Raw genomic sequence first — 8,182 nt, 5'->3', positions numbered from 1 at the left:
GCCTCCGGCGGTGTAGAGGTCACCCGACCCGCCGGGTCGGATGTACCGCAGCGCCTCACCGGCGATCAGTGGACCGAGCACGGCGGCCGGGGCGACCACCAGGGTCGCCTCACGGGCGGCCAGGCCGGCCAACTGCCGACGGGCGGCGCCGCGGGCGCGCAGCAGCGCGGTCTGTGGGCGGCGGTCCTCGTGCAGCAGCGCGGCGACCAGCACCAGCGCGTACCCGGCGAGCACCAGGATGAGCAGCAGCGGGGTGGCCAGCGACGAGCGACCCACCAGGTCGGCGCGGCCGATGCGGTCCAGCAACTGCGGCATCTTGGTCGCCGTCTGCCCGGAGCTGCCCAGTTGGGCGGCCTCGGGCACGGCCGTGACCGCCTCGGTGAGGGCTTTCCGAACGGCGGGCAGGTCGGCGGTGTCGACGGCGCCGAGGTCCGGTTGGGCCAGCCAGGACGCCGACACCGAGCCCGGGAAGGTGGCCGCGAAGTCGGCCGGGTCGAGCGTGAACGGCCCGTACGAGGTGCCGGAACCGGCGCTGCCCGTCCCCACGCCGGGGGCCAGCAGCCAGTACGCGTCCGCCGGGTCGCGGGGCCGCCAGGTGCCGGCGAGCACCAGTTCCCCGCGTCGTTCGGTGGCCCGGTCGCGCACCGGGACGCGTTCGCCGACGGTCAGGCCGAGGGTGCCGGCGACCCGCTCGGGCAGGCTCACCTGGACGGGGTTCGCTCCGGGGGCGGGCCAGGCTCCGCTGGTCAGCTCCGCGTGGCTGGCGAGGTCGGTGAACGTGGCGAGGTTCGCGAAGACCGGTTCGTCGGCCGTACGCGGGATCTGCCCGAGGTCGCCGGTCAGTTCCCGGCCGGTGCCGTAACGGGCGGCGGTGACACTGACCGGGACGCCGCCGAGCCCGGTGGCGAACTCGGCTCGGACCGCCTTGTCCCGGGTTGCGAACTCGGCCGCGTCCCGCCCACCCGAACCACTGACCAGAAGGCCGCGCTCCTCGGCGGGCGAGGCGGCGACCAGTGCGCGCTGCCCGGCGTCCACCGCCCGACGGTTGTAGTCGGACAGCCCAGTGACCAACGCGACGGCGACGAGGGCAGCGATCACCGCCGCGACCAGCAACCCTCGCGCCTCGCGGGCCCGCCTCCACACCAGCTTCATCCGACGCCTCCCCTGGCCCTGGCGGGCCGACGACCATCAAGACAGGCCACCTACCGGGAAAGGTTCGCGCCCGTTACATGATCGTTATTACGGGAGGGGTCAGCTCGGGCCGGCCAGCGCGCCTGGGCGGCTAACTGCCGCCGCGGAGGTTGCGGATGCCGAACACCACAGCGCCGAGTACGAGCACGACGCCCAGGAGTTGAAGGCCCGGCGAGTCGTCGGCCTCCCCGTGCACGATTCCGGCGACGCCGAGGGCGACCACGAGAACGGCGACGACGGTCAGGACGTACTTCATGGGGTTTCCTCCTCGACCCACTCCAGCAGGTCTCCGGGTTGGCAGTCGAGCACTCGGCACATCGCTTCGAGGGTGCTGAAGCGGACCGCCTTGGCGCGGCCGTTCTTCAGCACCGCCACGTTGGCGGGGGTGAGCCCGACGCGCTCGGCGAACTCGCCGACGCTCATCTTGCGCTTGGCCAACTCCACGTCGATGCGGACGACGATGGGCATCAGATCACCGCTTCCATGTCGGTCCGCAGGGTGGTGGCCTGCCGCAACAGCGCCCGCATCACCACCATGAGGAGCCCCAGCACGCTGACTCCCACCGTCAGCAGGAACAGCAGCAGCGGCAGCCCCGGGTCGTCCGCGTTGAACCCCACGTAGAGGAAGACACCCACGAGCACCACCCACGCGGCGGCGATGGCCCACACGATCGCGTCCACCCACCTCAGGGACGCTTCGGTGAAGATGCGGTCACTCTTGACCAGGCTGAGCAACTTCCAGGTCGCGACGATGACGACCTGGACGCACAGCACCCAGAACACCGCCACGACGGTGGCCGGCCACCGGAGGTAGGCGTCCTGCGGCGATTCCGCGGCCATGTGGGCGAACTGTCCGGGCAGGGAGAAGGTCTGAAACAGGACCAGGACCCCGAACAGCACCACGAGGAAAACTCTGAGAGCGGCAACCGCTCGATGCTCCGTAACCATGCATCGAGTTTCGCTCGTTAACTATCGAAAGTCAATCGGTTGCCGGGACGTCACCTCCCGCTCACGACGACGTCGGCCCGGGTGCCGGCCTCGCCTTCTGGGGATGGAACGTCTCGTGACGGGCCAGCATGGCGACGAATTCGCCGATCTTGCGCTCGCGGGTCTCCGCCCTCTTGACGGCATTGAGGCGATGGATGAGAGCGAACCGGTTGGCCTTGGTGAGCACGTCGAGCATGGCCTGGGCGGCGGGCTCGGCGGCGATGGCGGCGAGCAGGTCGGCCGGCACCTCCGCCTCCGACGGCGGGGCGTAGGCGGCCGCCCACCGCCCGTCCGCCTTCGCGGCGTCCACGGCGGCACGGCCGGCCGGCAACATCCGCCCCTGCTCCTCCAGCCGGGCCACGTGCCCGACATTGCGCTGGGACCAGGAACTGCGGGGCCGACGCGGGGTGAACCGGATCCAGGACGACTCCTCATCCCGCTTGCGCGCCTGCCCGTCGATCCAACCGACGCACAGACCCTCGTCGACCGCCTGTTGCCAGGTCAGCGTCGTGACCGTGCCACCCTTCCTGGTCAGGGCGAGCCAGACGCCGGGCGACGTGGCGTGGTTGGCCGACAACCACGCGCGCAGGGCGTCGGCGTCCGCGACGATCAACTCATCCAGCTCGGTGCTCGCCATGACGGCAGGCTAACCGCTGGCGCCGACACCGCGGCTCCGCTGGTCGGCCCGGGCCAGACCGACGCGTCGACACGTTCCGCCGAATGCTGTTCGCGATCATCGGCACGGCGGTGGACCCGGGGTCGTGCCTGTGATGCTCGGCGAGCACAGATGGCTCGGCGCTCAGGCGCTCTCGTCGCCAGGGGTGCGCTTGGCTCGGCTCGGCTGCACCCGCTTGGGTTCGCCGGGCATCTTCGGGTGGTCCGGCGGGTACGGCAGGTCGCCCTGGCCGGCGGCGGCGTCCCGCTCGGCCCACTCCAACAGCGGGGTGATGTCCCACGGTGCGTCGTCGATGCCGGCGTGCGGATCACCTCGCTCGGCGAGCCGGGCCGGCACGGTGCGCAGGTCGAAGTCGTCCGGGTCGACGTCGGGTAGCTCGTCCCAGGTGACCGGGGTCGAGACGGTGGCCCGCGCGTTGGCCCGCAGCGAGTACGCGCAGGCGATGGTGCGGTCCCGCGCCATCTGGTTGAAGTCGACGAAGACCCGGCGGCCGCGCTCCTCCTTCCACCAGGCGGTGGTGACCAGGTCGGGGTTGCGGCGCTCCACCTCCCGGGCCAGCGCGATGGTGGCCCGGCGCACCTCGGTGAACGTCCAGCGGGGTTGGATGCGCAGGTAGACGTGCACACCCCGGCCGCCGGAGGTCTTCGGCCAGCCGGTCGCGCCCAGCTCGTCGAGGAGCGCGCGGACCTGGCCGGCGGCCCGCGCGGCGTCGGCGAAGTCGGTGCCGGGCTGCGGGTCCAGGTCGATGCGCAGCTCGTCGGGGCGGTCGACGTCGGCGGCCCGCACGGGCCACGGGTGGAAGACGATGGTGCCCATCTGCGCCGCCCAGGCCACGTGCGCCAGATCGGTCGGGCAGAGCTCGGCCGCGTTCCGACCGCTCGGGAAGGTGATCTGCGCGGTCGTCACCCAGGGCGGCACCCCCCGGGTGGGCACCCGCTTCTGGAAGAACGCCTCGCCTTCGACGCCCTCGGGGAAGCGTTGCAGGGTGGTCGGTCGGTCCCGCAGGGCGCGCATGATCCCGTCGCCGACCGCGAGGTAGTAGTGGAAGACGTCCGCCTTGGTGAACCCCCGCTGCGGGAAGATCACCCGATCCGGACTGCTCAGCCGGACGGTGTGCCCGGCCACCTCGACCTCTGCGGCCGCAGCCTTGGTGCCACCCATCCCGCGACCTTATGCCACGCCCCCGACGTTCGACGTACCGTTGACGGGTGAGTCTTGACGACAACGAGCTGCCCCGTACCGACGAAGAGTGGCGGGTCCGACTGACCCCCGAGGAGTTCCACGTTCTACGGGAGGCCGGCACCGAACGCCCGTGGACGGGCGAGTACGTGGACACGAAGACCCAGGGGGTCTACCACTGTCGCGCCTGCGGGCTGGAGCTGTTCTCCAGCGACACGAAATTCGACTCGCACTGCGGCTGGCCGAGCTTCGACGACGCCATCCCGGGCCGGGTCAAGGAAATCGAGGACCGCACCCTCGGCATGGCCCGTACGGAGATCCGCTGCGCCCGCTGCGACAGTCACCTCGGGCACGTCTTCCACGGCGAGGGCTTCACGCCCAAGGACACCCGGCACTGCGTCAACTCGGTCTCCATCAAGCTGGAACCCCGCTGACCCGCGTGACGGCGTGACAGTGCTCAGGGCGTACCCGTACCCCTGAGCAACTCGACCTCGGCGGTCCGGGACTGTTCGATCCGCCGGGCCAGGTCGCGGACCCGCTCGTTGCGGCCGACGCCGACGTGGGATCGGGCCAGGTCGGCGGCCGATCGCTGGTGGTCGGCGAGCACGTCGCGCAGCACTCGGTCGACGTCCGCGTCCGGCGCGGTCCGCAGCCTGTCGAGCGCGGCGTCGTCGCCGTGCCCGTCGTGGTGTGCGGCCGCGCTGGCACCCGGCCCGGTCGTGGGCAACCAGCCGCGCATGGCGGCCAGTTCGTCGGCCTCGGTCGCCTCGACGGCGGCGGCCAGGGTGCGCAGCGCGTCGTCGCGCACCCGGTCCCGGGCCAGCCGGACGATCTGCAGGGTGCGTTCGCTGTGCCCGACCATGGTGCTCAGGAACACCACGTCGATCCCGCTCATCGCGTCCGCCTCGGTCGCGGACCCGACGCCCCCGGAGCCGGCCGCCGCGTCCCCGGCCGCCGCCGAGCCGGCCGGGGACGCGGGGGCCGGCTGCGGCAGGGCCGACGGGGTCGACGTGGGCGGTCCGGCGCAGGCTCCGGTGAGCAGCAGGGCCGCAACGAGGGACGCCAGCGGGGTACGGCGGGACATGCCGGTTGCTCCGTTCACGCGAGGGCGGCGACACGGGTGCGACCAGGAGGCCGCACCCGTGCGGTCAGACCTGGAGCCAGAGCGCCGGCACGTTCGGCGGCTCCCAGCCCGGGATCGCGGTGTGTGCCTGCCGGCACCGGTACGTCGCTCCGCCGTAGGTGACCTGGTCGCCGACCTGGTACGCCCGGCCCGTCGTCCAACTGCCGCCCGGCGCGGGCGGAGTGGTCGGCGTGGTGGTCGGGGTGGGCCGTGGGGTGGGTGAGGTGGTGGGGGTGGGCGTCGGGTTCGACCCTCCGCCGCCGATCTGCACGTCGATGCAGGAGTAGAAGGCGTTCGCCGTGTCGGAGATGTTCCACACCGCGAGGATCTTCTGCCGGCCGGAGAAGCCGCCGAGATTGACGTTGTGCGACACGGTGGCGCCCGGCTGCTGGCCGTTGCCGTTGACGACGCCGACCCGGGTGTTGCCGATCCAGTACTCCCAGTTGCTGGTGGCGTGCCGGGCGGTGTTCACCCAGGTGAAGGTCAGCGAGCTGCCCACCGAGGTGGCCGGCCAGCCCCGACCGTCGTCGTTGAGGACGGCGAACTGGGCGATTCCGGCGTTGCAGCTGCGCAGGCCCTTGGGCCCTTCGACGCTCTGCGGCTCGTACTTGATCTGCCCGCAGTCGGGCACCCGGCCCTGCGCGCAGAGCGCCTGCCGGCTCGGTGGGGCGGAGACGTAGCCGTGCGCCTGCGCGGGGGCGGCGACGGTGAGGGTGGCGGCGACGGCGCCCGCCGCCACCAGCGGGACGGTGATTCTTCGACGCATGGGGGCAGCTCCTTCTCCAGGTCCGGTGAGGTGCCCCCAAGGTAATTTAAACATTGTTAACAGTAAAGACTCTCATCGATAAATCCATCGATGGCGGCAGTTTTCTTCTCAGAGCCGGAGCAGGCTGCCCCGGTCGTCGACCTGGTCGGCCGACTCGTCGTCCAACCAGACGCCGCCGGCGCCGAGGTACCGGAACCGGTACTCCCCCGGCGGCAGCTTCACTGTCACCGTCCGGGTGCCGTCGCGACGGGCCACCAACTCGTGTCGACCCGGCTGCCAGCCGTTGAAGGAGCCGACGACGCTCACCGGGCCGGGCGGGACGTCGCGGGGCAGACAGAAGGTGACCCGGGTCTGGTTGCCGAAGAGCCTGTTGCGCTTGATCACGGTGATCCTCCGGGGGTTGCGGCGGTTCACCAGGCATAACGGGCAACACGCCGACGCCGACACGCCGCCACCGTGGCCAGACGTCGACGTTCCGCTCCCACGTCGAGGCCATCTGAGGGATTCTGTAAGCACTTGTCCACATAACGGAGGGTTTTCGGTGGCAACCTGCGAGGTCTGCGGCAACGACTACTGGATGGCGTTCGAGGTGCACACCGTCAGCGGCGACGTGCACACCTTCGACTCGTTCGAGTGCGCGATCCAGCGCATGGCACCGATCTGCGAGCACTGCCAGGTCAAGATCGTCGGGCACGGCGTCGAGGTCAACGGCCGCTTCTTCTGCTGCGCGCACTGCGCCCGCGCTGTCGAGGGCGCGGTGGGCGCCGAGATCCGCGACGCCGTCGGCGCCCGCCCGGCCTGACCGCGCCCGCCCGGCCGCCGCCACCTACCTCGCACCCGACCGGGCGAACCCCAGGTGAACCCGCCCGACCTACCATCGGTGGATGCCCCAGCAGACCACCGAACTCCGGACGGCCTCCTTCGCCGACCTGAACGCCCGCACCCTCCACGACCTGCTCAAACTGCGCATCGACGTGTTCGTGGTGGAACAGAACTGCCCGTACCCGGAGCTGGACGGGCGGGACGTCGAGCCGGGCACCCGGCACGTCTGGCTCACCGACGGCGGCGCGCCGCTTGCGTACCTGCGGATTCTGGCCGACCCGGACGGTGTCGCCCGGATCGGTCGGGTCGTGGTGGCCCCGACGGCGCGCGGCGGCGGACACGCCGGCCGGCTGATGACAGCGGCGCTCGAGGTGGTGGGCAACCGGCCGTGCGTGCTGGACGCCCAGTCGCACCTGGTCGCGTTCTACACCCGGCACGGCTTCACGGTCAGCGGCCCCGAGTACGTCGAGGACGGCATCCCGCACACCCCGATGCGGCGCAAAGCCATTGACGGCTGACGATCGAACTGGCATCGTGCCCGGGTAGAGCCATCGCGGGAGCCAGCGATCAGGCACGGGAGTGGGCACTCCCGGCGATCCGGGTGTCGACGTCCGACCTCATCCCCCCGGGGGCTCCATGTCCACTCTCACCCGATCACGACGCGTGCTCTGGCTGTTCGCCATCGTGGCGACCACCACGCTCCTTTTGACGACCGCAGTGACCACCATGCGGGCCGATCCCGCCTCTGCGCACGGTTCGGTCGTCGACCCGGCCTCGCGTAACTACGGCTGCTGGCAACGCTGGGGCAGCGACTTCCAGAACCCGCGGATGGCCACCGAGGACCCGATGTGCTGGCAGGCCTGGCAGGCCGACCCCGCCGCCATGTGGAACTGGAACGGCCTGTACCGCGAGGGTGTGGGAGGCAACCACCAGGCCGCCGTCCCCGACGGCCAACTCTGCAGCGGCGGACGCACCCAGAGCCCGCGCTACAACGCGCTGGACACCATCGGCGCCTGGAAGACCACAGCGGTGTCGAACAACTTCCGGCTCCGCTTCGTCGACCAGGCCCGTCACGGCGCCGACTACATCCGGGTGTACGTGACCAAGCAGGGCTTCAACGCCGCCACCCAACCACTCGGCTGGGGCAACCTGGAGTTGGCGGGACAGATCGGCAACACCCCCGCCTCCCAGTGGAGCCCGGACCCCAGTGGTGTCTCGATCCAGATCCCGGTGAGCGCGCCGGGCCGCACCGGACGGCACATCGTCTACACCGTCTGGCAGGCCAGCCACCTGGACCAGTCGTACTACCTGTGCAGCGACGTCGACTTCGGCGGCGGGTCGACCACCCCACCCCCCCCGCCCCCGCCGCCCCCCCCGCCCCCCCCCCCACCCCCCCCCACCCCCCCCCCCCCGGCCGGGGCCGGCCCGGCTCCGTACCC

Annotated in this window: 13 protein-coding genes; 4 read left to right on the top strand and 9 right to left on the bottom strand. The window is 71.5% G+C overall.

The window, feature by feature from the left end:
- The 6 genes from KBX08_RS31790 to ligD form a co-directional block, all read right to left on the bottom strand.
- A partial coding sequence (locus KBX08_RS31790) for an FtsX-like permease family protein (protein ID WP_307850704.1) occupies positions 1–1,152 on the bottom strand: 1,152 nt, incomplete at its 3' end.
- Positions 1,153–1,282: 130 nt separating this feature from the next.
- Positions 1,283–1,447: a hypothetical protein gene (locus KBX08_RS31785; RefSeq protein ID WP_210787459.1), complete on the bottom strand. Its 165-nt coding sequence runs from the start codon at positions 1,445–1,447 to the stop codon at positions 1,283–1,285.
- Positions 1,444–1,659 (bottom strand): helix-turn-helix transcriptional regulator, encoded by a 216-nt coding sequence (locus KBX08_RS31780; protein ID WP_030336216.1) that lies wholly within the window; start codon positions 1,657–1,659, stop codon positions 1,444–1,446. The genes KBX08_RS31785 and KBX08_RS31780 overlap by 4 nt, the downstream gene beginning before the upstream one ends.
- Positions 1,659–2,093 carry a DUF2975 domain-containing protein gene (locus KBX08_RS31775; protein WP_238690914.1) on the bottom strand — a complete coding sequence of 145 codons (435 nt, stop codon included), beginning with the start codon at positions 2,091–2,093 and terminating at the stop codon, positions 1,659–1,661. Before KBX08_RS31775 ends, KBX08_RS31780 begins: the two co-directional genes overlap by 1 nt.
- A 106-nt stretch (positions 2,094–2,199) precedes the next feature.
- Positions 2,200–2,814 (bottom strand): YdeI family protein, encoded by a 615-nt coding sequence (locus KBX08_RS31770; RefSeq protein ID WP_210787457.1) that lies wholly within the window; start codon positions 2,812–2,814, stop codon positions 2,200–2,202.
- Positions 2,815–2,976: 162 nt separating this feature from the next.
- The gene (gene ligD / locus KBX08_RS31765) at positions 2,977–4,014 is read right to left on the bottom strand and encodes a non-homologous end-joining DNA ligase (protein ID WP_210787456.1); all 1,038 of its coding nucleotides are present in this window, start codon (positions 4,012–4,014) and stop codon (positions 2,977–2,979) included.
- A 47-nt stretch (positions 4,015–4,061) separates the two neighbouring features.
- Between ligD and msrB the strand changes: the two genes are divergently transcribed.
- A complete protein-coding gene (gene msrB, locus KBX08_RS31760) occupies positions 4,062–4,466 on the top strand; it encodes a peptide-methionine (R)-S-oxide reductase MsrB (protein WP_091400676.1) in 405 nt (134 codons plus the stop codon).
- Positions 4,467–4,489: 23 nt separating this feature from the next.
- On the opposite strand, the gene KBX08_RS31755 is transcribed toward msrB, so the two are convergent.
- From KBX08_RS31755 to KBX08_RS31745, 3 genes are all read right to left on the bottom strand, one after another.
- The gene (locus KBX08_RS31755) at positions 4,490–5,116 is read right to left on the bottom strand and encodes a DUF305 domain-containing protein (protein ID WP_210787455.1); all 627 of its coding nucleotides are present in this window, start codon (positions 5,114–5,116) and stop codon (positions 4,490–4,492) included.
- 64 nt (positions 5,117–5,180) lie between these two features.
- Positions 5,181–5,921 carry a lytic polysaccharide monooxygenase gene (locus KBX08_RS31750; protein ID WP_210787454.1) on the bottom strand — a complete coding sequence of 247 codons (741 nt, stop codon included), beginning with the start codon at positions 5,919–5,921 and terminating at the stop codon, positions 5,181–5,183.
- A gap of 108 nt (positions 5,922–6,029) precedes the next feature.
- On the bottom strand, positions 6,030–6,305 hold the full coding sequence (locus tag KBX08_RS31745) for an isoamylase early set domain-containing protein (protein ID WP_210787453.1): 276 nt from the start codon (positions 6,303–6,305) through the stop codon (positions 6,030–6,032).
- A gap of 157 nt (positions 6,306–6,462) precedes the next feature.
- Between KBX08_RS31745 and KBX08_RS31740 the strand changes: the two genes are divergently transcribed.
- The 3 genes from KBX08_RS31740 to KBX08_RS31730 form a co-directional block, all read left to right on the top strand.
- Positions 6,463–6,723 carry a Prokaryotic metallothionein gene (locus KBX08_RS31740; RefSeq protein ID WP_091400670.1) on the top strand — a complete coding sequence of 87 codons (261 nt, stop codon included), beginning with the start codon at positions 6,463–6,465 and terminating at the stop codon, positions 6,721–6,723.
- 82 nt (positions 6,724–6,805) lie between these two features.
- Positions 6,806–7,261 (top strand): GNAT family N-acetyltransferase, encoded by a 456-nt coding sequence (locus KBX08_RS31735; RefSeq protein WP_210787452.1) that lies wholly within the window; start codon positions 6,806–6,808, stop codon positions 7,259–7,261.
- A gap of 118 nt (positions 7,262–7,379) precedes the next feature.
- On the top strand, positions 7,380–8,182 hold an 803-nt coding region (locus KBX08_RS31730), incomplete at its 3' end, for a lytic polysaccharide monooxygenase (protein WP_210787451.1).

The sequence above is a fragment of the Micromonospora sp. H61 genome (genome assembly GCF_018070325.1).
GTDB classification, from domain to species: domain Bacteria; phylum Actinomycetota; class Actinomycetes; order Mycobacteriales; family Micromonosporaceae; genus Micromonospora; species Micromonospora salmantinae.
The sequence above is the reverse complement of the archived record's forward strand: the minus strand, read 5'-3'. Positions and strand labels throughout refer to the sequence as shown.

Coding starts and splice junctions, on each gene's coding strand:
- KBX08_RS31785 (WP_210787459.1), bottom strand. CDS start 1,447: ATGAAGTACGTCCTGACCGTCGTCGCCGTTCTCGTGGTCGCCCTCGGC.
- KBX08_RS31780 (WP_030336216.1), bottom strand. CDS start 1,659: ATGCCCATCGTCGTCCGCATCGACGTGGAGTTGGCCAAGCGCAAGATG.
- KBX08_RS31770 (WP_210787457.1), bottom strand. CDS start 2,814: ATGGCGAGCACCGAGCTGGATGAGTTGATCGTCGCGGACGCCGACGCC.
- ligD (WP_210787456.1), bottom strand. CDS start 4,014: ATGGGTGGCACCAAGGCTGCGGCCGCAGAGGTCGAGGTGGCCGGGCAC.
- KBX08_RS31755 (WP_210787455.1), bottom strand. CDS start 5,116: ATGTCCCGCCGTACCCCGCTGGCGTCCCTCGTTGCGGCCCTGCTGCTC.
- KBX08_RS31750 (WP_210787454.1), bottom strand. CDS start 5,921: ATGCGTCGAAGAATCACCGTCCCGCTGGTGGCGGCGGGCGCCGTCGCC.
- KBX08_RS31735 (WP_210787452.1), top strand. CDS start 6,806: ATGCCCCAGCAGACCACCGAACTCCGGACGGCCTCCTTCGCCGACCTG.